A 20,209-nucleotide genomic window follows, 5' to 3' on the forward strand; every position below is an offset into this window, starting at 1 on the left:
GCCCGCCGCGCCCGCCGCCCCCGGCGCGCCCGCCGCCCCCGGCGGGCCCGTGGCGTCCGGTGAGGAGGGCCCCGGCGAGGTCCGCACTTTCCCGTAGGGCGCGTCCGGGCCCGGCAGGTGATGCTGAAGCCCGGATTCCCCAGGAGAGGACGCGGCCCGTGACGGACCTGAAGACGGTCATCGCCGACCTGACCGCCGAGAGTGAGCAGATCGACCGCATGGTCGAGGACCTCGACGACGCCCGCTGGGGCCGGGCCACGGCGGCCCCCGGCTGGACCATCGCCGACCAGGTGGCCCACCTGGCGTTCATCTACCGGCTCGCCGGGACGGCCGCGTCCGACGCCGCCGGGTTCCAGGCGCTCGTCGAGGGCGCGAAGGGCGACTTCGACGGCGCGGTGAACGCCGCCCTGAACCTCTACCCGCGCGAGAAGCCGCGCGAGCTGCTGGAACGCTGGCGCGACGACCGCGCCATGGGCGTCGACGCGCTCGCCGCCTTCCCCGAGGACGGCGTGGTGCCGTGGCTGGTCAACCCGCTGCCCCCGGCGATCCTCGCCTGCGCGGGGATCATGGAGACGTTCGCGCACGGGCAGGACATCGCCGACGCCCTCGGCGTCCGCCTGGAACGCAACGACCGGCTGATCCACCTGGTCGGGTTCGCGATCCTCACCCGCGACTTCGGCTACCAGGCGCACGGCCTGACGCCGCCCGCCGAGGAGTTCCGCTACGAGATCACCGCGCCGTCCGGCGCGACGTGGGAGTTCGGCCCGGAGGACGCCGCGCAGCGGGTCAGCGGCCCGGCCGAGGACTTCTGCCTGCTGGTCACGCGGCGGCGGCACCGCGACGACCTGGCGGTGACGGCGTCCGGCGCGGAGGCCGGCCGCTGGCTGGACATCGCGCAGGCCTACCGGGGACCGGCCGGGGAGGGGCGGGCCCCGGGACAGTTCGCGGCGGGCGGGAACGGCCGCCGATGAGCGAGGTCGACTTCGCCCCGATACCCGTCCCGCGCCCGGGCCACGGCAACGGCAACGGCAACGGTTCCCGCAGGGGTTCCGGGGACGCCCCGGGCGCGGGACGGGTGAACGGGCGCCGGGTCGCCGCCGCCCCCGGCACGGCAGAGGTCGTCCCCGGCACGGCCGAGTTCGCCCCCGGGACGGCCGAAGCCGTCCCGGGGATGGACGCGCTGCGGGACCGCCGCGACCGGACGCGGCGGGAGATCGTCCAGGGGCGGGCGGCGGCGGTCGAGCGGCAGCACCGGCAGGGCAAGCGGACGGCGCGCGAGCGCCTCGCCCTGCTCCTGGACGAGGGGTCCTTCCTCGAGGTGGACCTGTTCCGGCGGCACCGGGCGCAGGGCCCGAAGATGGACGGCGCCCGGCCCGCGACCGACGGCGTCGTCACCGGCTCCGGCACGATCGGCGGCCGCCGCGTGTTCGTGTACGCGCAGGACTTCACCGTGTTCGGCGGCTCGCTCGGCGAGGCCCACGCCGCGAAGATCCACAAGGTGATGGACCTGGCGGTGGAGAACGGCGCGCCGCTGATCGGGCTGAACGACGGCGGCGGCGCCCGGATCCAGGAGGGCGTCATGGCGCTGGACGGCTACGGCGGGATCTTCCGCCGCAACGTCCGCGCGTCCGGGGTGATACCGCAGATCAGCGTGGTGCTCGGGCCGTGCGCCGGGGGAGCGGCGTACTCGCCCGCGCTGACCGACGTCACGTTCATGGTCCGCGGCACCGCGCAGATGTACCTGACCGGGCCGGACGTCATCGAGGCGGTCAGCGGCGAGCGGGTCACGCACGCCGAGCTCGGCGGCGCGCACGTGCACGGCGGCCGGACCGGCGTGGCGACGTTCGTGCACGACGACGAGGAGGGCTGCCTCGCCGACGTCCGCCACCTGGTGTCGCTGCTGCCGTCGAACCACCTGGAGGCCCCGCCGTCCGGTCCGGCGCGCGGCGCGGAGGACGACCTGCGCCCGCGGCTCGCCGAGATCGTCCCGGCGGAGCCGCACCGGCCGTACGACACGCGGCTGGTCGTCGCCGAGCTGGTGGACGACGCGGACTTCATGGAGTTCCACGAGGACTGGGCGCCGAACGTCGTCTGCGGACTCGGCCGGGTCGACGGCCATGTGACGGGCGTCGTCGCGAACCAGCCGACCGTCCTCGCCGGGGTCCTGGACGCGGCGGCGGCGCAGAAGGCGGCGCGGTTCGTCCGGTTCTGCGACGCGTTCGGCATCCCGCTCGTGACCCTCGTGGACGTGCCGGGCTTCCTTCCCGGCACCGAGCAGGAGTACGCGGGCGTCATCCGGCACGGCGCGAAGCTGCTGTACGCGTACTGCGAGGCGACCGTCCCGCGCGTCCAGGTGATCCTGCGGAAGGCGTACGGCGGCGCGTACATCGTCATGGACTCGCGGTCGATCGGCACGGACCTCTCGCTCGCCTGGCCCACCAACGAGATCGCCGTGATGGGCGCGGAGGCGGCCGTGAACGTCGTGTACCGCCGCGAGCTGGCCGCCGCCGACGACCCCGCGCCGCTCCGCGACCGGTACGTCGCCGACTACCGCGACCGGCTCATGCATCCCTACTACGCCGCCGAGCGCGGCCTGGTCGACGACGTCATCGATCCCGCGCGGACCCGCGCCGAGGTGGCCCGCGCCCTCGCCATGCTCCGCAACAAGGCCGTGCCCGCGACGCCCCGCAAACACGGCAACATCCCGCTCTGAGGGAGCCCCGGCCCCGCCCGTATCCGGGTCCCCATTGGGGTCTTGTCTCCACCGCCGAACCGTGGTCATCTCACCTCATGGCCCACGAGAAGTGGAACGAGATCCGCGCGTCGCTCCACGAGACCGGCGAGCGTTTCTCCGAGCTGGTGTCCGCCGCCCCCGACCCGTTCGCCATGGCCACCGACGCGTGGACGATCGCCGACAGCGTCGCCCATGTCGCCGCCATCGCCTGGATGGACGCCATCCTCGTCGACCCGGACGCCGCGCCCCCGCCGCCCGTCCCCGACCTGTTCGAACGCCTGCCGCGCATGAACGTGGACGCGGTGCACGAACTCAACGTCGTCGTCCTGGACGCGTTCGCCGAGCGCGGCCTCGCGGCCCTGGTCGACCGCCTCCGCGAGTGCCTGGCGTTCATGCACGACCACACCGAGGACCGCGACCCGTCCGACACCGTGTCCTGGATCGGCGGCGCCCAGGTGACGCTGTCCGGGCTGTTCGGCCACATGATCAACGAGCTGCTGCTGCACGGCCACGACATCGCGGCCGCCCTCGGCCGCCCCTGGGAGATCCCGTCCCGGGACGCGTCCTACTTCTTCGGCGAGTTCATCGTGGGCATGGCGAACAACGGCGTCGGCGGCCTGCTCGACGGCGGCGGCAGGCCGCGCGCCCGCCCGATCTCGGTGGAGTTCCGCTCCGCCTACACCGAGCCGGTGACGCTGCGCCTGGCGAACGGCGAGGTGACCGCCCACCCGCCGTCCGCGGCGCCGGACGTCCGCCTCACCTTCGACCCGGCCGCGTTCAACCTCATGCTCTTCGGCCGCATGTCCAAGCCGCGCGCCGCCCTCACCCGGAAGATCGTCGTCGGCGGCCGCCGCCCCTGGCTCCTCCCCGTCTTCCTCAAGACCGTCCGCGTCCCCTGACCCCGGAAAGGCCGAAGCCCCGGTGACCGGCCACGGTCCCCGGGGCTTCGCCCTGGCATCAGAGGAACACTGGATCAGAAGCGCACCCGATCAGAAGAACTTCTTCTCCTGGCGGGGGAGGTTCACCTTGGACGGTCCGCGCCACGGGGCCGTCGGGGCGGGGGCGAGCTGCGAGGTCACGCCCTGCGGGGCCAGGACGACCGGGACGCTGATCGAGCTGCCCGCGAGGTCCACGGTCACGTTCGCGCCCGTGGGGGTCTCGGTGGTGTTGTCGATGTCGGTTCCGGCGATGACCAGGCCGAGGCGGTGGCCCTGCTTGAGGACGTACTCCTGGCTGAGCGTCTTCCAGTCGATCGTGTAGTACTTCCCGGACGCCAGCGGCGTCGGGTCGCTCAGCGAGGTGCGGTTCTGCGCGTCCATCCAGCCGCGGGCCACGACGTTCAGCGGGGTCGTGGTCGTGGTGGTCCGGGTGTCGAGGTAGCAGGCGCTGTCGTCGGCGGTGCTCTCGCCGAAGCAGCTGCGCGTGGTGAGCGTCTTGATGCCGGAGCCGTCGCCCAGGTAGTCGACACGGGTGTCGGTGCCGTAGTCGACGAGCAGGGCCGTCAGGTTCGACGTCGGCTTGTCCATCTTGACGCGCAGCCTCACGCTCGGCGTGCCGTCGATCCGGACGGACTTGGGCACCGGTCCCGACACGTACGCGACCCGGTAGGGCTTGGCGGTCGTCGGGTCGGACGCCAGGTCCGACTCGGTGTACCCGCCGTTGTCGGTGCCGGGCAGGTCGGTGAACGTGCCGGTGCTGCCGCCCTTGGCGGGCTTCAGGCCGAGCGAGCCGTCCGCGCCGGGACGCAGCGGGACCGCCTTCGACGCGGGCGCGGGCCAGTCGGACTGCGTGATCCACTGGTCCGGGCCGATCTCGACGTCCGCGCGCGGCTGGGCCATCACGTCGTTCGGGATCTTCTGCAGCTCGTGGTCGAACCACTTGTGCAGGGTGTTCACCCAGTCCTGGCGGCGGATGTCGAACGGGTCGACGTGGCCGCGCTGGTGCAGCCACACCTTCCGGGCGACGCCCTGCTTCTTCAGGCCCGCCCACCACTCGGCGAAGTGGTTGTCCTTGACGTTGAAGTCGTTCACGCCGTGGATGGCGAACACGCTCGCCCGGACGTTCCGGACGTTCGTGATCGCGCCCGTCCGGTAGTTCGTCGTGTTCCAGTAGGCGTTGTAGTCGCCCGTCACGTCGTCCTGCGCCTTGGCGAGGTAGTCGCGGACGGCCTGGCACTTGGCGGGCGGGTCGGTGTCGACGGTCTCGGCGAGGCCGTCCTGCTCACCCGTCCAGTACTTGATGCCGTTCATGCGGCTGTAGTCGTACCAGCTGCTGATCGCGGAGATCGGGACGATCGTGTCGAGGCCCTTCACGCCGGTCGCCGCGACGCCGTTGGCGAGCGTGCCGTCGTAGGACTTGCCGATCATGCCGGTGTGCCCGGTCGTCCAGGACGCCGTGACCGGCTTGCCGTCGGGGGTGAACGCCTTCGCGCGGCCGTTCAGCCAGTCGACGACGGCCTTCCCGCCGAGGACGTCGGTGGGGCCGCCGCTGGTCGGGCAGCCGTCGGAGCGGGTCGTCCCGACCATGTCGACGGCGAGGAACGCGTACCCGCGGGGCACGAAGTAGTTGTCGTAGAACAGCGGGAACGAGATCGGGTTCCCGTTCGCGTCGTACTTCTTGCGCTGGCCTTCGTTGCCGCGCCCGATGTTGTCGTAGTACGGCGACTCGTCCATGATGACCGGCACCTTGAGGCCGTGCTCGGTCTCGCGGGGACGGATGATGTCGACGTTCACCCGGTCCGGCTTGCCGTCGTGGTCGGAGTCCAGGTTCGTCTGGACGTACACGTGCTCGCGGATCGCGTCCTTGTAGGAGAACACGGGCTGGGTGACGCCGTTCTTCACCACGATCTTCGGCGTGGTCGTGGGCGCCGCCGCGTTCGCGGCGGGCATCGCGCCCGCCGCCACGACGGCGACGCCGGTCAGCGCCGCGAGCGTCGCGCTCCGGCGCGTCCTTGCGAGGGGCCGCCTGGGCAATCCGCACCTCCGTGATCATCAACGGTGATCTCTAGGTGCCACACGTTCCTCGTGGCGGACGGACCGGTAAACGTCGCCGTCCGACGAACTCTCCCGGCTTTTGGGCACAAGTTGCCCTTGCGTCCCTGGAGAAATCCCTTTGCCCCTGGTCGGGGCCCATCACGTACAGTGATGCGCATGGCCGACGCCCGCATTGTCTAGCCGACGACACCGCTTCCACGCCACACGTGTGTCCTCAGCCAGACTCGGAGCGTCCCTCTCATGATCACCCTTCGTGGTGTCGACGTGCACGCCGGTGCCCGTCCCCTTCTCCTCGGCATCACCGCCCACGTCTCTCCCGGTGACCGGATCGGCCTCGTCGGCCGCAACGGCGCGGGCAAGACCACCCTCCTCGGGGCCCTCGCCGGAGCCCTACCCCCCGCCGCCGGAACGATCACCCGGACCGGCCCGGTCGGCTACCTCCCGCAGGATCCGGCCGCCGCCGATCCCGCCCAGACCGTCACCGACCGTGTCCTGTCCGCGCGGGGGCTGGACGACGCCGTCCGCGCCCTCCGCGCCGCCGAGGCGGGCATGGCGTCCGGCGAGGCGCGGGCCCTCGACCGGTACGCGCGCGCCGAGGCCGAGTTCACCGCGCGCGGCGGTTACGCGGCCGAGGCCGAGGCGGCGCGCATCGCCGCCGGGCTCGGCCTGCCCGACGGGCTCATGCGGCGGCCGATCGGCACCCTCTCCGGAGGCCAGCGCCGCCGCGCCGAACTCGCCCGCGTCCTGTTCGGCGAGGACGGCGTCCTGCTCCTGGACGAGCCGACCAACCACCTCGACGCCGACTCGGTGGCCTGGCTGCGCGGGTTCCTGGCGTCGCGCGCGAGCGGCCTGGTCGTCATCAGCCACGACACGGGCCTGCTCGCCGCGACGGTCAACCGCGTCTGGCACCTCGACCCGGACACCCGGTCCCTGGACGTCCACAACACCGGCTGGGACACCTACCTCGCCGACCGGGACGCCGAGGACCGCCGCCGCGCCCGGCACCGCGCCGCCGCCGAGCGCAAGGCCGCCGCCCTGCACGCCCAGGCCGACCGGATGCGCGCCCGCGTGTCCACGGCGACCCGCGCGAAGGACATGGCCCGCCGCGCCGACCGGATGCTCGCCGCGACCGAGCCCGTCCGGCGGACGGCGCGGGTCGCGCGGATCCGGCTGCCCGAGCCCGCGCCGTCCGGCCGGACGCCGCTCGGCGCGATCAGCCTGGCCAAGTCCTACGGCGACCAGGTCGTCCTGAAGGGCGTCGACCTCGCCGTCGACCGGGGGAGCAGGCTGGTCGTCCTCGGCCTGAACGGCGCGGGCAAGACGACGCTGCTGAAACTCCTCGCCGGGGTGGAGCGCCCCGACTCCGGACGCGTCGTCCACGGCCACGGCCTGCGGCTCGGCTACTTCGCACAGGAGCACGACACCCTGGACCCGGACGCCTCGGTCGCGGCCAACCTCGCCGCCGCCGCGCCGCACCTCGCCGAGGCCGAGGCGCGCGGGATCCTCGGATCGTTCCTCTTCAGTGGCGACGACGTCGACAAGCCGGCCGGCGTGCTGTCGGGCGGCGAGAAGACCCGGCTGGCGCTGGCCGGGCTGGTCGCGTCGTCGGCGAACGTCCTGCTGCTGGACGAGCCGACCAACAACCTCGACCCGGCATCCCGGGCCGAGGTGCTGCGCGCGGTCGCCGAGTACCGGGGCGCGATCGTCATGGTCACGCACGACGAGGCGGCCGTCGAGGCCCTCCGCCCCGGCCGCGTCCTGATCCTCCCGGACGCCACCGAGGACCTGTGGAACCCCGGCTACGCCGACCTGGTCACCCTCGCGTGACCCGTGACCCGTGACCCGTGACCCGTGACCCCTGACGCCTGACCCCTACTTTCCGAGTGTGCGCAGGACGATGTCGCGGACGGTCGCCACGACGTCGTCCTGCCGGTACTCGGCGGAGTGCAGCGTGGTGTGCGTCCCCTCGTAGAGGACGCGGGCGAACACCTCGGGGGCGCACGGCCGCAGTACCCCGGCGTCCACCCCGCGCGCGATGGCCGCCGCCAGCAGGCCGATGACCCGCTGGTTCGTCTCCGCGCACAGGGCGAGCGCCTTGGCGTCGGCGGACCCGTACACGACGCGGTGCAGGTCGGCGTGCTCCACGGCGTGCCCGACGAGCCGTTCCAGGAGCTCGGCGAGCACGCCGACCCAGTCGTCCCCGGGCGTCCGGTCCTTCAGGACGTCCTCGGCCAGCGCGAGGTACCCGGCCACGTACCGCTCCCAGAGCGCGGCCACGACCTGCTCCTTCGCGGGGAAGTACAGGTAGAAGGTGCCCTTGGCGACCTGCGCGCGGGCCGTGATGTCGCTGACGGTCGCGTCCGCGACACCGCGCTCCGTGAACGCCTCCAGAGCGGCGTCCAGCAGCTCGGCGCGGCGCTCCTCGGCCGGTTTGAGCACGCGCTTGCGCGTGCCCGGGGTGCCCTTGCTCACGGCGGACGCCTTCCTCGCAGCTTGACTGACCGGCGGTCAGTGGAACAGACTGACCGGCGGTCAGTCGACTGACCGCCGGTCATCACCCTACCGATTCCCTCCGAAGGAGCGACCCTCCGATGCGCCGTTCCACCCTCGCGCTCGCCGCCGCCGCGGCCGTCGCCGCGCCCGCCCTGCTGAACGCCCGCCGCGGCGAGACGGTCCCCATGGATGCCCGGACCAGGCAGGACGCGCCCGGAACGTTCGTCCGGCTCCGCCACGGCACCACCCACGTCATGGTCGACGGCCCGGAAACGGGCGAGCCGATCCTGTTCGTCCCCGGAGCGACGCTCTCCCTCTGGGTATGGGACGGCCTCGTCGAGCGCCTCGCGCGGGCCGGATACCGGACGATCCGCTTCGACCGCTACGGCATCGGCTTCAGCGACCGTCCGGACGTCGAGCAGAACCAGGCGCTGTTCGAGGACCAGATGCTCGACCTGCTCGACGCGCTCGGCGTCGACCGTCCGGTCACCCTCGTCGCGCTCGCCTTCGGCGGCCCGGTCGCGGCCGAGTTCGCCGTCCACCACCCGGGCCGGGTCGCCGGCGTCTGCCTCGTCTCGCCGGACGGGTTCGCCACCCCGCTCAACCTCGGCCTGCGCCTGTCCCTGCTGCCCGGGATCGGCCTGCCGTTCTTCCGGCTGACCGGGAACCGCGCGCTGAGGTCCCGCCTGCCCGGCTACTCCCGCGACCCGCGCGTCGTCTCCCGCGTCCGGGCGCGGCTCCTGCCCGAACTGCGCTACGAGGGCTTCAAGCGCAGCCTGCACTCGGCGATCCGCAACGTCCCGATCCACGGCGCCGAGTACCTGTACCGGTTCCTGGACGCGGGCGACATCCCCCTCCAGGTCGTGTGGGGACGCCAGGACCCCGTCACTCCGATGCCGCCCGAGCCCGTCGTGCGCTCCGTCTTCTCCGGGGCCGACGTCCGCCTGCTCGACGGCGTCGGCCACCTGCCGCACTTCGAACGTCCCGACGAGACCGCCGGGATCGTCCTGGAGTTCGTCCGGGGGCTCAGGTGAACGCCCTGACCAGGCGTTCCTTGAGCGCGGTGAAGGGCGGGTAGACGACCCGCATCGTGTCGGGGGAGAGCGGCTTGTCGAGCACGGCCTTCGCGTGGCTGAACGTCTCGAACGAGCGGTGCCCGTGGTAGGCGCCCATCCCGCTCTCCCCGACGCCGCCGAACGGCAGCCCCGGGACGGTCAGGTGCGCGTTCGGCAGCCCGAACCCGACCGCGCCGGACGACGTCTCGGTGAGCACCCGCCGCCTTGTCACCGGGTCGTTCGTGAACGCGTACAGGGCGAGCGGCTTGTCCCGCCCGTTGACGAACGCGAGCGCCGCGTCCAGGTCCGGGACGCGCAGGACCGGCAGGATCGGCCCGAAGATCTCCTCGGCCATCACCGGCGCGTCCTCCGCGACGTCGGCGAGGACGGTCGGCGCGATGTACCGCGTCTCCTTGTCGTACTCGCCGCCGACCACGGCCCGTCCGCCGGGCAGGAGCGCGGTGAGGCGGTCGAAGTGGCGCTCGTTGACGATCCGCCCGTAGTCCGGGCTGCGGGACGGGTCGTCCCCGTACATCGCGCGGACCGCGTCCGCGAGCCGCCGTTCGAGTTCGTCCGCCGTCCCGTCGCCCACGGCGAGGACGTAGTCGGGCGCGGTGCAGCTCTGCCCCGCGTTGAAGAACTTGCCCCAGGCGAGCCGCCGGGCCGTCGCCGCCAGGTCGACGCCGGGGTCGACGATCGCCGGGCTCTTCCCGCCGAGTTCGAGCGTGACCGGCGTGAGGTGCTCGGCGGCGGCCCGCATGACGATCCGTCCGACGTGCCCGTTGCCGGTGTAGAAGACGTGGTCGAACCGCTGCTCCAGCAGCGCGGTCGTCTCCCCGACCCCGCCCTCCACGACGGTGACCGCCTGGTCGTCCAGGTGCTCCGGGATCAGCCGGGCGAGCGCCGCCGACGTGGCGGGCGCCAGCTCGCTCGGCTTGAGCACGACGCAGTTCCCGGCCGCCAGCGCGCCCACCATCGGCGCCAGCGCCAGCATCACCGGGTAGTTCCACGGGCTGATGACGAGGACGACGCCGAGGGGCTCGCGCACCGTCCGGGCGCGCGCGGGCATCAGCGAGCGCGGCACCCCGACCCGCTCCGGCCGCGTCCACCGCTCCAGGTGCCGCAGCGCGTGGTCGATCTCGTTGACGACGAACCCCAGCTCGGAGGCGTAGGACTCGACCGCGTTCTTGCCGAGGTCGGCGCGCAGCGCCTCGGCGAGCTCCGCCTCCCTCTCGGTCAGCAGCGCGCGCAGGCCGCGCAGCCGCTCCCGCCGCCACGCGAGCGGCTTCGTCCGCCCGCTCCGGAACGTTCCGCGCAACCGCTCGACGGTCTCCGCCGCCGTCTCGACCGTGTCCGCGCTCATCCCCGATGACCTCCTTCTGGAACGCGACGTGGCGCGCTCCTTCCAAGGACGGTAGCCCGCGACACGAGCGCAACGCAACGTTGCGTTGCACTAGGGTGGCGGCATGAGCGGACCCCGGAAGCGGCGCGAGATCTTCGACGCGGCCCTGCGCGACCTGGCCGCACGCGGTTTCGACGCCCTGACGATCGAGGGCGTCGCCGCGCGCGCCGGGGTGAACAAGACCACGATCTACCGCTGGTGGCCGTCCAAGGCCGCGCTGCTCGGCGCCGCGCTCGTCGACGCGCCGCTGCTCGACCTGCCCATGCCCGACACCGGGACGCTGCGCGGCGACCTGACCGCGCTCGTCGGCGGCCTCGTCCGGCTCGTCACCGGGGACGAGGCGGGCGGCGCGGCCCGGGCGGCGCTCGCCGCCGCCGCCGGCAACCCCGAGCTGGCCGCGCACTTCCGGACGTTCTTCGCCGATCGCCTGGCCCGCGAGCAGGCGATCGTCGACCGCGCCGTCCGGCGCGGCGAGCTGCCGCCCGGTGCCGACACGATGCTGATGATGGACCTGCTCGCGGGCGCGGTCTGGACGCGCGCGGCGTTCCGGGGCGAACCACTGACGCCGGACTTCCCCGCGCGCGTCGTCTCCGCCGTCCTGGACGGCCTGTCCTGACCGGTCAGGACTCGATCAGGCACGCCTTCTCGCGCGTGTACGCCAGGACGGAGTCGTGCCCGTACCCGCTGTCCTTCACGCCCTCCAGCGGGAACACGACCTTGCGGAACGTGTTGACCCACACCGTCCCGGTCTCCAGGCGGCGGAACATGCGCTGCGCCGTGCCGAGGTCCCGCGTCCACACCCCGGCCGCCAGCCCGTAGGACGAGTCGTTGGCGATCGCGACCGCCTCGTCCTCGGTGTCGAACGGCAGCACGACCGCGACCGGCCCGAAGATCTCCTCCTGGCAGATCCGCAGGCCGTTGTCCCCGGTCGCGAACAGCGTCGGCTCGACCCAGTAGCCGCCCGCCAGCCGCTCGTCCCCGACGGCCTCGGCGCCCGAGCGCCCGCCGAACACCAGCTCGGCGCCCTCCTTCTGCCCGATCTCCAGGTAGGACGTGACGCGGTCGAACTGCTCCCGCGACACGATCGGCCCCATGGTCGTCTCCGCCGACATCGGGTCGCCGAGCCGGACCGTCGCCGCGACCGCCCGCATCCGGTGCAGCATCTCGTCGTAGACCGGACGCTGGATCAGGACGCGCGAGCCGCCGTAGCAGATCTGCCCCGCGTTGGCCGTGAAGATCGCCTGCGTGGTGACGCCGACGGCGGCCTTGTCCAGGTCGGCGTCCGCGAACACGATGTTCGGCGACTTGCCGCCGAGTTCGAGCGCGAGCGGCTTCAGCGCGTCCGCCGACGCCCGGGTGATGATCTTCGCCGTCTCCACCGACCCGGTCAGGCTGATCTTGTTGACCCCGCGGTGCCGGACGAGCGGGTCGCCGGCCTCCTCGCCGAGCCCCGACACGACGTTCAGCGTCCCGGCGGGCAGGACGTCCTTCAGCAGCTCGGCCAGCCGCAGCGACGACACGGTCGCCTGCTCGGCCGGCTTGATGATCACCGTGTTCCCGGCCGCCAGCGCGAACGCCGCCTTCGCCGAGAACGTCGAGATGGGGGAGTTCCACGGGATGATCCCGAGCGTCACCCCGTACGGCTCGCGCCGCGTCATCCCGAGGCTCCCGGGGCCGAAGTCGACCGTCCGTCCCTCGACGGCGGCGGCGCACTCGGCGGCGGCGTTCGTCCACAGATAGGTCATGCCGGGCAGGTCGCGCTTGGCGGTCTCGCTGATCGTCCGGCCGTTGTCCCGGGTCTCCAGCTCGGCCAGCTCCCGCGCGTGCTCGGCGAACACCCCGGCGACCTTCCGCAGGTAGTGCGCGCGTCCGGCCGCGGGCATCCCCGACCACCGGGGGAACGCCGCGCGCGCCGCGGCGACGGCGGCGTCCGCGTCCTTCGCCCCGCTCCGCGGGATCCGCGCCCAGACCTCACCCGTCGCCGGGTCCACGCTGTCGAGCGTCCTGCCGCCCTCCGCCGCCCGCAGCTCGCCGCCGATCAGGTTCCGGTACTCCTGCAGCCCGTCAGCCATCGCCGTCCCTTCGGTTCGTCCGGCAAACAAGCGTACGCTTGGTAGCGCGCGGACGAAAGGCCGGTGCGGACCCCCTGGAACCCAGGGGTCCGCACCGGCCCGTCCAAGGGGATCAGCTCGCGATGCAGAAGGGGTGGCCCGCCGGGTCGATCAGCACGATCCACTGCCCGTCGCCCGGCTGCGACTCGGGACGCTCCGCGCCCAGCTTCACCAGCTCGTCCGCCGCCGCCTCCATGTCGGCGACGCCGAAGTCCAGGTGCGCCTGCTTCGCGGGGCTCGGCCACGCCGGGGCCTCGTACCCCTCGATCCGCTGGAACCCCAGCTGCGGCCCGGACCCGTCGCCCAGGTAGACGAGGTCGTCGTCGCTGTAGGTGATCTCCCAGCCGGTGGCCTTCCGGTAGAAGGCGGCCAGGGCGGCGGGGTCGGCGCAGTCGAGGATGACCGTGCCGACCTGCTTGAGGACGGACATGACAAGAACTCCTAGAATCGAACACCAGAACGAACCGCGGGGTCGAGTGCCCCGCGTCCGACCAGCCTGCCGACCCCGGCGGCGTCCGTCTTGAACATCCTTGCGCGCCGAAACGAACAGAAGATGCTCACCACCGTCCCCCTCGCGAACCGCCCCGACTTCACCGTCAGCGCCGTGACCTGCCGCTCCGACCACACGCGCTGGTCGCCCGCCGAGACCTACGACGCCTACCGGCTCGTCCTCGTCCGCACCGGCCGGTTCCGCCGCCGCGCGTCCGGCGACCACACCGACCTGGACACGACCCGCGCCTACGTCGGCGCCCCGTCCGACGAGGAGCAGTTCGCGCACCCGTCCGGCGGCGACGTCTGCACGTCCATCACCGTCGCCCCGCACCTCTGGCACGCCCTCGCCGGCGACGCCGCGACCCCCGACCGCCACAGCCTCTACGTCGACGCGCCCGTCGACCTCGCCCACCGCCGCGTCCTCGCCTCCGCCCGCGCCGGCGACGTCGACTACGCCCTCTGCGAGGACCTCCTCGCCCTCCTCGCCGCCGCCGTCCGCGACACCGTGGACGCCCCCACCCCGTCCCGCCCGCGACCCCGCGCCGCCGACCGCGCCCTCGTCGCCGCCGCCCGCGACGCCATCCTCGAGGACCACCCCGCGTCCGGCACGCTCGTCTCCCTGGCCGACCTCCTGGACGCGTCCCCCTACCGCCTCAGCCGGGCCTTCCCCCGCGAACTCGGCGTCACCATCACCCGCTTCCGCCACCGCGTCCGCCTGGCCCGCGCCCTCGACCGCCTCGAATCCGGCGAGACCGACCTCGCCGCCCTCGCCGCCGACCTCGGCTACGCCGACCAGCCCCACCTCACCCGCACCGCCCGCGACCACCTGGGCCAAACCCCCACGACCCTCCGCCGCCTCCTCACCCCGTGAGGAAACGCGCAATGCCGCGCCCCCTCGGGTGAGGCGGGGGCGCGGCACTGCGGGGGAGCGGCACTGCGGGGAGCGGCACTGCGGGGGAGCGGGTCAGTGCTCCAGGCGGGAGAGGGAGGCCGGGAGGTCGTCGTCGTGGACGACGGTCATGCTGCGGGTCGCGCGCGTGACGGCCACGTACAGGTCGTGGCCGCCGCGCGGGCGCTCCGTCGTGATGCCGGACGGGTCGACCACGATCACCGAGTCGAACTCCAGGCCCTTGGACTCCTCGGCGGTGAGGACGACGACCGGCGCGTCCAGGGCCTCCGGGGTCGCGCCCGCCGGAGCGTCCGGAAGGGCCGTCCGCACCTCGGCGTGCCGCGCGAGCGACGAGATCACCGCGAGGCGCCCCTCCCCGTCCCGCCCGGACGCGACGGCCGCGAACTCCTCCGCGACCAGGTCGGGCAGCGCGTCCAGCCCGGCGAGCGTGCCGGGGGCGGGCGCCGAACCGGCCGGGACGAGCCGCACCGCGCGCGGCGGCGGGCCGTCGTCGCGGACGGGCACGGGCGGCGTCTGCGACGGGTCGACCGAGGCCAGCACGTCCTCGGCGACCCTCATGATGGCGGCCGGGGTGCGGTAGTTGACCATCAGGCGCTGCTCGCGCCACCGCCCGGGGACGTACCGGTCGAGCATCTGCCCCCAGCCGCGCGCCCCCGCCGGGCTGCCCGTCTGCGCGGTGTCCCCGACGACCGTCATCGAGCGCGTCGGGACGCGCCGCATCACCGTCCGCCAGGCCATCTCGGACAGCTCCTGCGCCTCGTCCACGATGACGTGCCCGTAGGCCCACTCGCGGTCGGCGGCGGCGCGGTCGGCGGTGCTGCGGGCCGGGCCGTCGTCGTGGTGGCGGCCCGCGATGTCGGACGCGTTCATCAGGGACGTCCACCAGCCCTCGGTCATCTTGATGACCTCGGCCGCGTACCGCTCCTCCTCGGCGCGCTCGGTCGCGGCGGCGCGCCGCCGGGAGCGCTCGGACGGGTCGTCGTGGCCGAGCCACTCGGCGGCCTCGTCCAGGAGCGGGACGTCCTCGACCGTCCACTCCGCGCCGGGCTCGCGGTGCAGCGCGAGCGCCTCCCCGGCGGTGAGCCCGGCCGCCTCGCCCAGCCGGACGAGCGCCTCCGCGTCGGCGAGGAGCTCGGTGAGCAGCGCCTGCGGGGTCAGCTCCGGCCACAGCTCGTCGAGCGCCTTGCGGACGGGCGGCAGCTGCCACAGCTCGGCCTTCGCGAGCCGCATGTCGGTCTCGTCCAGGAGCGGCGTCTCCTCGGCGTCCTCCTCCAGCTCCTGGAGCCACTTGGGGACGCCGCCGCTGTCCGCGATCAGCGCCTCCAGCGGCTCCTCGATCATCCGCTCGTACTGCTCGGCGCGGTCGGTCGCGAGCGCCTCCAGCATCTCGTGGACGAACACCCGCCGCTGGACGTTGTGCGGCGCGCGCAGCACCCGCGCCCGCTGCCGCGCCTGCGCGCACGCCTCGGCGTCCACCTGGAGGGTCAGGTCGTCGAGCGGGACGGACAGGCCGCCCTCCGGCGCGCGCTCCCGGTCGTGGACGGCCGCCTCGACCAGGTCCGCCATGCGGTGGTCGCCCTTGACGACCGCGACGTCCGGGACGTCGTGCACCGATGCCCGGACCCCGGGGTACAGCGACCCGACCGTCGTGAGGACGACGTCGGTCTCGCCGAGCCCGGGAAGCACCTGCTCGATGTACCGCAGGAACGTCGGGTTCGGTCCGACGACCAGGATGCCGCGCCGTTCCAGCACGTCACGGTGGGTGTAGAGGAGGTAGGCGGCGCGGTGCAGCGCCGCGACGGTCTTGCCGGTGCCCGGCCCGCCCTGGACGACCAGGACGCCGTGCAGCCCGGAGCGGATCACCTCGTCCTGCTCCTGCTGGATGGTGGACACCACGTCGCTCATCCGGCCCGTCCGGCCGCGGCGCAGCGTCGCGAGCAGCGCGGCCTCGCCGACGACCGAGCGCCGCGCGTCCTCGCCGAGCCCGTCGAGGTCGAACACCTCGTCGTCGACGCGGACGACCTCGCGGCGCCGCGTGTGCAGGTGGCGGCGCCGCGCGAGCGTTCCGGGGGAGGACGGCGTGGCCGTGTAGAACGGGCGCGCCGCCGCGGCCCGCCAGTCGATCAGCAGGGGTTCGCGGTCCTCGTCGCGCAGGCCGATGCGCCCGACGTAGAGCGTCTCGCCCGGTTCGCCGGGCCCCTCGGGACGGTGGTCGACGCGTCCGAAGCACAGCCCGTGCTCGACCCCGAGCAGCCGCGACAGCGTGCGCGCCGCCTCGTCCGTCGCGACGGTCCGCTCCACGTTCGCCTGCATCACGCCGCCGCCGCCGGCCATCGGCCCCTGACGCAGCGCCCGCTCGGCCCCGTCGCGCTCCGCGTCGAGCCGCGCGTACATGTACCCGACCCGCGCGCCCTCCTCCCGCAACGCCAGCCGGACGGCGTCCCGTCCCTCCGCCATGCCCTCCGCCATGCCCTCCGCCATGCCCTCCGCCATGCCCTCCGCCATGCCCTCAGCCAAGCCTTCCGCCACGCCCTCCGCCTCCGTCACGCCCTCCGCCACGTTCCCCGCTTCCGCCACGCCCTCGGCTCCCGTCATCTCGACGTCGTTCTCCGTCACGCCGTTCGTCCCGGTCACCTCGACGTCCTGCCTTCCCACGCTCGCCGTCTCCTCGCTCTCCGCCGTCCGTGCCTTCCGCGGGCCGCCGTGCTCCGCGTCCACCTCGTCCGCCGCCACCCCGCCCCGCCCCGGCGCGACACGCCGGTGCCGCCGCCCCGGACGCCCCGCCACCAGGGACGTTCGGACCCGCGCCGCCGCGCGGGTTGACGTGGACGGGTTGACCTGTCTCCCTCTCTCGGGTACTCTGGTTTTTGACACTGGGATTAGTGCGTTCAGTTGAGTAAGGTTTTCGAGTCTAACACTCCTGCGCCCCGGCTGCGTCCCCGGCTCGGCCCCCCTTTCAAGATCGTTTCTGGTTCCCCGCCGTACCCCCGCACGTCACATGCCCGGCACGAGGGGGACACGCCCGCTCGGGACGCTGTCCGACGACCACCCGTCGGACCCCCGAGAGGTCACCATGCACGAGGCTCCTCACACCCCCGCCGCGGCTTCGCACCCCGCCCACGCCGTTGGACGCCGGTCCCTGCTGGCCGGTTCGCTCGCCCTCGGCGCCGCCGGAGCGCTGGCCGTGTCCGGCGCCCCGTCCGCCACGGCCGCCGTCAAGCCGGGACGCGGCCTGCCCGGCGACCCGTTCACCCTGGGCGTCGCGTCCGGCGACCCGGACCACGACGGGTTCGTCCTCTGGACGCGCCTCGCCGTCGACCCGCACGCCGAGGACGGCCTCGGCGGCATGCCCTCACGCGCCTACCAGGTCGAATGGCAGGTCGCCACGGACGAGCGGTTCCACCGGATCGTCCGGCGCGGAACGGCGCAGGCGCGCCCCGCGTCCGCGCACAGCGTCCACGTCGAGCTGAACGGCCTGCCCGCCGGACGCGACTACTGGTACCGGTTCCGCGTCGGCGGCCACGTGTCGCCCGCCGGCCGCACCCGCACCGCGCCGCACCCGTTCAGCCTCGGCGGGCCGCTTGCGATGGCCTTCGTCTCCTGCTCCCAGTACGAGCACGGCCTGTTCACGTCCTACCGCCGCCTGGCCGAGGACGAGCCGGACCTGATCCTCCACCTCGGCGACTACCAGTACGAGTACAAGAAGGGCGACTACACGATCCCGGGCGGCAACGTCCGCGACCACGAGGGCCCGGAGACCGTCTCGCTCGCCGACTACCGGCACCGGTACGCCCAGTACAAGAGCGACCTCGACCTCCAGGCCGCGCACTCCGCCGCGCCCTGGCTCGTCGTCTTCGACGACCACGAGGTCGAGAACAACTGGGCCGGATCCGTCCCCGAGGAGGGCTCCGACACCCCCGCCACGGCCGACTTCCTCAAGCGCCGCGCCGCCGCGTTCCAGGCGTACTACGAGAACATGCCGCTGCGCCGGAGCTCGCTCCCGCAGGGGCCCGGCATGCAGCTGTACCGCCGGATCCGCTGGGGACGCCTCGCCAACTTCCACATGCTCGACACCCGCCAGTTCCGCGACGACCAGGCGTGCGGCGACGGCTACAAGAACTGCGCCGCGGCGGACGACCCGTCCCGGACGATCACCGGCGGCGCCCAGGAGAGGTGGCTCCTCGAAGGCTTCCGCCGCTCCGCCGCGCGCTGGGACGTCCTCGGCCAGCAGGTGTTCTTCGGCCAGCGCGACCGCGACGCGGGCCCCCTCAAGGTCACCAGCATGGACGCCTGGGACGGCTACACCGCGTCCCGCGAGCGCATCACCCGCGGTTGGACGGACGCGAAGGTCCGCAACGCCGTCGTCCTCACCGGCGACGTCCACGCGCACTGGGCCGGCGACCTGAAGCTGGACTACTCCGACCCGTCCGCCCCGGCCGTCGGCAGCGAACTGGTCTGCTCGTCCATCACCACCGGCGGCGACGGCGCGGACGGCGACGGCACGCACCCCTGGTTCAAGAACAACCCGGCGCTGAAGTTCTACTCCAACCAGCGCGGCTACGTCCTGACCCGCATCGACCGCGACCAGATGAGGGCCGACTTCAAGACCGTCCCGACCGTCCGGACGCCGGGCGCGGCGGCCACCACCAAGGCCACCTACGTCATCGAGGACCGCGTCCCCGGCCTCAAGCAGACCTACCTGCGTCCCTACACCGCGCCCAAGGGCTTCGCCCGCACCGACCTCGACCGCCAGACCGTCGAGACCGAGACCTCCCAGCCCTGACCGCCCCCCCGGCGTCCGCCCAGCGGACGCCGGGCCCGTCAGTCCCCGTGCCGATCCCGCACGGCGTCGAGGACCTCCCCGAGCCGCCCCCGGGCCCGCGCGGACCGCAGATGGTCCAGGTAGTCCCGGGACTCGACGATCTTCCCGTCCCGGACCCGCATGACGAAGACCCCCGGAATCGTGAACGGCTCCCCGGTCTCCACCACGGTCCCCTCGTACCGGAACTCGGCCACGATGACCTCGGGATCCGCCGTCTCATGCACCGTGATCCCCGCAGGCCGCCGCCGCAGCGAAGGCCCCGCGGGCGAGGCTCCACCCCCGAAGTGCGCGCGCAGTTCGTCAAGCGACCGCAACGGAGGCGCCCCGAGCGGATGAAACGGATGCTCGACATGAGCGTCCTCCGCATACAACGCGAGCACCTCCTCCACACGCCCCTCGCACACCCCGTCCACAAGCCTCAAGAACACCTCACGCGGACTCAGTACCTCACCCACGAGACCCCTCCCACGCAGAGACAGTGGCCACCCACCCGCACGGGGCGGCGAGTGACGCCTGAACGTAGGTCGCAATATAATTCGGCAAAGAATTATTCGTCAACGAACTAGTATCTGCCTGCACCCGAGTCGGGCCATGGCCGCAAGAGGTGGATCGACTGCGAAGCGGTCGAAGTCGAGATCGGCAGCCCGGAACGGCGAGCGCCCGGTGACCGCCCTCCAGGAGGGCGGTCACCGGGCGCCGAAATCACCTGGGCGGTTGGTAGATCTCCGCCTCGGTGTTCTCCTCTTGTCCGCTCCATCCTTCGTCGTTGTCATAGCTCCCGTCGAGGCCTGTGACGGGTTTGCCGCTCAGTTCGCCCCGCAGGGGCAACAGGCTCCAGGTTCCGTAGCCGGTGGCGCCGGACATGACTATGAAGCCCGGGTCGCCAATGGGGGGGTGGGTTTTGTACTGATATGACCAGGGGTGGATGGGGGGATCGAAGTCCGCCTCCTGCTCGGGGATTCCGGGGCTTCGGTAGAGGATGTCGCCGGTCTGGTGTGGCCCGCTGAACAGGCAGAAGTAATCCTCAGGGCATGTGGAGTCCGGCGGAGCGGCCGCCGCGGCCGCCGCCCACGGACCGCTCAGCGGAACGGCGGCGAACGCCACCGACGCCAGGGCCATCCCGGTGCGCACTGATCGAGAAAGCATGAAACGACTCCTTACTAGTGATCTTCTTCCCTCCGATATGTAGCCCTGAGT

General features: G+C 73.2%; 16 protein-coding genes. 8 read left to right on the forward strand and 8 right to left on the reverse strand.

Annotated elements, in window-relative coordinates; genetic code table 11:
* Positions 1 to 158: 158 nt before the first annotated feature.
* From EBO15_RS29415 to EBO15_RS29425, 3 genes are all read left to right on the forward strand, one after another.
* Complete coding sequence (locus EBO15_RS29415) at positions 159 to 971, forward strand: TIGR03084 family metal-binding protein (protein WP_122197720.1); 813 nt, start codon at positions 159 to 161, stop codon at positions 969 to 971.
* Positions 972 to 1,171: 200 nt separating this feature from the next.
* A complete protein-coding gene (locus tag EBO15_RS29420) occupies positions 1,172 to 2,713 on the forward strand; it encodes an acyl-CoA carboxylase subunit beta (protein ID WP_122197752.1) in 1,542 nt (513 codons plus the stop codon).
* 77 nt (positions 2,714 to 2,790) lie between these two features.
* The gene (locus EBO15_RS29425) at positions 2,791 to 3,633 is read left to right on the forward strand and encodes a maleylpyruvate isomerase N-terminal domain-containing protein (protein ID WP_122197721.1); all 843 of its coding nucleotides are present in this window, start codon (positions 2,791 to 2,793) and stop codon (positions 3,631 to 3,633) included.
* Positions 3,634 to 3,723: 90 nt separating this feature from the next.
* On the opposite strand, the gene EBO15_RS29430 is transcribed toward EBO15_RS29425, so the two are convergent.
* Positions 3,724 to 5,706, reverse strand: coding sequence for a Xaa-Pro dipeptidyl-peptidase (locus tag EBO15_RS29430; RefSeq protein ID WP_122197722.1), 1,983 nt, complete (start codon positions 5,704 to 5,706; stop codon positions 3,724 to 3,726).
* A gap of 261 nt (positions 5,707 to 5,967) precedes the next feature.
* Between EBO15_RS29430 and EBO15_RS29435 the strand changes: the two genes are divergently transcribed.
* Entirely contained in the window at positions 5,968 to 7,554 is a 1,587-nt protein-coding gene (locus tag EBO15_RS29435) for an ABC-F family ATP-binding cassette domain-containing protein (RefSeq protein WP_122197723.1), read from the forward strand.
* Between the two features lie 45 nt (positions 7,555 to 7,599).
* Here the strand turns inward: EBO15_RS29435 and EBO15_RS29440 are convergent, their stop codons facing one another.
* On the reverse strand, positions 7,600 to 8,199 hold the full coding sequence (locus EBO15_RS29440) for a TetR/AcrR family transcriptional regulator (RefSeq protein ID WP_122197724.1): 600 nt from the start codon (positions 8,197 to 8,199) through the stop codon (positions 7,600 to 7,602).
* A gap of 119 nt (positions 8,200 to 8,318) precedes the next feature.
* Here EBO15_RS29440 and EBO15_RS29445 point away from each other — a divergent pair, with 119 nt between their 5' ends.
* A complete protein-coding gene (locus tag EBO15_RS29445) occupies positions 8,319 to 9,254 on the forward strand; it encodes an alpha/beta fold hydrolase (protein WP_122197725.1) in 936 nt (311 codons plus the stop codon).
* On the opposite strand, the gene EBO15_RS29450 is transcribed toward EBO15_RS29445, so the two are convergent.
* Positions 9,247 to 10,638, reverse strand: coding sequence for an aldehyde dehydrogenase family protein (locus tag EBO15_RS29450; protein ID WP_122197726.1), 1,392 nt, complete (start codon positions 10,636 to 10,638; stop codon positions 9,247 to 9,249). The genes EBO15_RS29445 and EBO15_RS29450 overlap by 8 nt on opposite strands.
* Before the next feature lie 103 nt (positions 10,639 to 10,741).
* Between EBO15_RS29450 and EBO15_RS29455 the strand changes: the two genes are divergently transcribed.
* Positions 10,742 to 11,293 carry a TetR/AcrR family transcriptional regulator gene (locus EBO15_RS29455; RefSeq protein ID WP_122197727.1) on the forward strand — a complete coding sequence of 184 codons (552 nt, stop codon included), beginning with the start codon at positions 10,742 to 10,744 and terminating at the stop codon, positions 11,291 to 11,293.
* 4 nt (positions 11,294 to 11,297) lie between these two features.
* Here EBO15_RS29455 and EBO15_RS29460 read toward each other — a convergent pair whose 3' ends face one another.
* Positions 11,298 to 12,749, reverse strand: a complete 1,452-nt coding sequence (locus tag EBO15_RS29460) for an aldehyde dehydrogenase family protein (protein WP_122197728.1) — start codon at positions 12,747 to 12,749, stop codon at positions 11,298 to 11,300.
* A gap of 112 nt (positions 12,750 to 12,861) precedes the next feature.
* Entirely contained in the window at positions 12,862 to 13,218 is a 357-nt protein-coding gene (locus tag EBO15_RS29465; RefSeq protein ID WP_122197729.1) for a VOC family protein, read from the reverse strand.
* 123 nt (positions 13,219 to 13,341) lie between these two features.
* Here EBO15_RS29465 and EBO15_RS29470 point away from each other — a divergent pair, with 123 nt between their 5' ends.
* Entirely contained in the window at positions 13,342 to 14,151 is an 810-nt protein-coding gene (locus tag EBO15_RS29470) for a helix-turn-helix domain-containing protein (protein ID WP_122197730.1), read from the forward strand.
* Between the two features lie 93 nt (positions 14,152 to 14,244).
* Here the strand turns inward: EBO15_RS29470 and EBO15_RS29475 are convergent, their stop codons facing one another.
* Positions 14,245 to 16,647, reverse strand: a complete 2,403-nt coding sequence (locus tag EBO15_RS29475; RefSeq protein WP_122197753.1) for a HelD family protein — start codon at positions 16,645 to 16,647, stop codon at positions 14,245 to 14,247.
* Between the two features lie 616 nt (positions 16,648 to 17,263).
* On the opposite strand from EBO15_RS29475, the gene EBO15_RS29480 reads away from it, so the two are divergent.
* Positions 17,264 to 18,973 carry an alkaline phosphatase D family protein gene (locus EBO15_RS29480; RefSeq protein WP_122197754.1) on the forward strand — a complete coding sequence of 570 codons (1,710 nt, stop codon included), beginning with the start codon at positions 17,264 to 17,266 and terminating at the stop codon, positions 18,971 to 18,973.
* Positions 18,974 to 19,011: 38 nt separating this feature from the next.
* Here the strand turns inward: EBO15_RS29480 and EBO15_RS29485 are convergent, their stop codons facing one another.
* Both EBO15_RS29485 and EBO15_RS29490 read right to left on the reverse strand, forming a co-directional pair.
* Complete coding sequence (locus EBO15_RS29485) at positions 19,012 to 19,467, reverse strand: nuclear transport factor 2 family protein (RefSeq protein WP_122197731.1); 456 nt, start codon at positions 19,465 to 19,467, stop codon at positions 19,012 to 19,014.
* Positions 19,468 to 19,714: 247 nt separating this feature from the next.
* The gene (locus EBO15_RS29490) at positions 19,715 to 20,158 is read right to left on the reverse strand and encodes a hypothetical protein (protein WP_147481702.1); all 444 of its coding nucleotides are present in this window, start codon (positions 20,156 to 20,158) and stop codon (positions 19,715 to 19,717) included.
* Positions 20,159 to 20,209 lie beyond the last annotated feature (51 nt).

The organism is Actinomadura harenae, assembly GCF_003696215.1.
Lineage (GTDB): Bacteria > Actinomycetota > Actinomycetes > Streptosporangiales > Streptosporangiaceae > Spirillospora > Spirillospora harenae.

Coding starts and splice junctions, on each gene's coding strand:
- EBO15_RS29450 (WP_122197726.1), bottom strand. CDS start 10,638: ATGAGCGCGGACACGGTCGAGACGGCGGCGGAGACCGTCGAGCGGTTG.
- EBO15_RS29420 (WP_122197752.1), top strand. CDS start 1,172: ATGGACGCGCTGCGGGACCGCCGCGACCGGACGCGGCGGGAGATCGTC.
- EBO15_RS29470 (WP_122197730.1), top strand. CDS start 13,342: ATGCTCACCACCGTCCCCCTCGCGAACCGCCCCGACTTCACCGTCAGC.
- EBO15_RS29460 (WP_122197728.1), bottom strand. CDS start 12,749: ATGGCTGACGGGCTGCAGGAGTACCGGAACCTGATCGGCGGCGAGCTG.
- EBO15_RS29475 (WP_122197753.1), bottom strand. CDS start 16,647: ATGGCGGAGGGACGGGACGCCGTCCGGCTGGCGTTGCGGGAGGAGGGC.
- EBO15_RS29480 (WP_122197754.1), top strand. CDS start 17,264: ATGCACGAGGCTCCTCACACCCCCGCCGCGGCTTCGCACCCCGCCCAC.
- EBO15_RS29455 (WP_122197727.1), top strand. CDS start 10,742: ATGAGCGGACCCCGGAAGCGGCGCGAGATCTTCGACGCGGCCCTGCGC.
- EBO15_RS29435 (WP_122197723.1), top strand. CDS start 5,968: ATGATCACCCTTCGTGGTGTCGACGTGCACGCCGGTGCCCGTCCCCTT.
- EBO15_RS29445 (WP_122197725.1), top strand. CDS start 8,319: ATGCGCCGTTCCACCCTCGCGCTCGCCGCCGCCGCGGCCGTCGCCGCG.
- EBO15_RS29425 (WP_122197721.1), top strand. CDS start 2,791: ATGGCCCACGAGAAGTGGAACGAGATCCGCGCGTCGCTCCACGAGACC.
- EBO15_RS29490 (WP_147481702.1), bottom strand. CDS start 20,158: ATGCTTTCTCGATCAGTGCGCACCGGGATGGCCCTGGCGTCGGTGGCG.
- EBO15_RS29465 (WP_122197729.1), bottom strand. CDS start 13,218: ATGTCCGTCCTCAAGCAGGTCGGCACGGTCATCCTCGACTGCGCCGAC.